General features: G+C 63.7%; 2 protein-coding genes. Both read left to right on the plus strand.

Annotated elements, in window-relative coordinates; genetic code table 11:
* Nucleotides 1-64: 64 nt before the first annotated feature.
* A complete protein-coding gene (locus NK1_RS33165) occupies nucleotides 65-364 on the plus strand; it encodes a transposase (protein WP_063015157.1) in 300 nt (99 codons plus the stop codon).
* A 2-nt stretch (nucleotides 365-366) separates the two neighbouring features.
* The gene (locus tag NK1_RS33170; protein WP_063015159.1) at nucleotides 367-1248 is read left to right on the plus strand and encodes an IS3 family transposase; all 882 of its coding nucleotides are present in this window, start codon (nucleotides 367-369) and stop codon (nucleotides 1246-1248) included.
* Nucleotides 1249-1282: the final 34 nt, after the last annotated feature.

Here is a 1282-nt window from a genome sequence, read left to right on the forward strand (position 1 = left end):
GAGGTTCCCCCGCTTCCTTGGAGGGCTCTGAGCATGGTCCGATAGGACCGGGAAGGAGCCCCGCGTGGCAGCACCGAAGAAGTACCCGGACGAGTTGAAGGCTCGAGCGGTCCGGCTGTATCTGGAGTCGGACCCGAAACCGACGATCCGCAAACTCGCCCAGCAACTGGGTGTGCATCACGAGGCACTGCGGAATTGGATCCGCCAAGCAGACACTGGTCAGCGACCGGAATCGGCGGACACGGATTTGGCCGAGGAGAACAAGCGCCTGCGTAAACAGGTCGCCGAGTTGGAGCGGGTCAACGACATCCTGCGTTCTGCGAGCGCTTATTTCGCCTCGGAGCTCGGCCAGACCCGGAGGTGATCGTGCGGTTCGTCAAGGACAGCCGGCACCCGGTCGAGCTCGTATTGCGGGTACTCGGCATCGCCTCGTCGACCTATTACTGGTGGTGCAAACGCCTGGAACAACCCTCAGCGCGGCAGATCGCCGACGAAGCATTACTGGCCGAGATCGTCGATATCCATACCAGCTCCGGCGGCACCTACGGGTCTCCACGCGTGCACGCGATGCTGGCCCGCCGCGGCATCTCGGTCGGCCGCAAACGGGTGGAGAGAGTGATGCGTGGCGCCGGGTTGCAAGGCGCTTTCCTGCGGAAACGGTGGCGCATCGCCTCGACACGGGCCGATCCGCGGGCCGCGCCAGCTCCGGACCTGGTCGAACGGGTCTTCACTGCGGATCGACCGAACCGGTTGTGGGTGGCCGACGCGACCAGGATCCCGTGTGGTCAGGGCGCGTTCTGGCTGGCCGCGGTGCGGGACGCGTTCTCCAACCGGATCGTGGGCTGGAAAACCTCGGACCGCTGCGACACCGAACTGGTGCTCGGTGCGTTGGAGTTCGCGGTTTGGAGCCGAGACATCCGCGACGGTGAACTGATTCATCACAGCGACAGGGGCTCGACCTACACAGCGATTCGTTTCGCTAACAGATTGGCCGACAACGGGATCGCCCAGTCGATGGGATCGGTCGGCGACAGCTACGACAACGCGTTGATGGAGAACTTCTTCTCCACCCTGAAGACCGAGCTGGTCTATCGCCGGGCCTGGCGAAGCCGGGACGAGGCCGAGAACGCCCTGTTCGCCTATATCGATGGCTGGTACAACAGCCAGCGCATCCAGAAGAAACTGGGTTGGCGATCACCCGATGAGTTCGAGGCGAGCTACCATCACCCGGTTCCGGCTGGAACCTGATTACCCCGCCCTCCAGCAAAGCGGGGGAACCTCA

This window comes from Nocardia kruczakiae NBRC 101016 (assembly GCF_001612965.1).
GTDB classification, from domain to species: Bacteria; Actinomycetota; Actinomycetes; order Mycobacteriales; family Mycobacteriaceae; genus Nocardia; species Nocardia kruczakiae.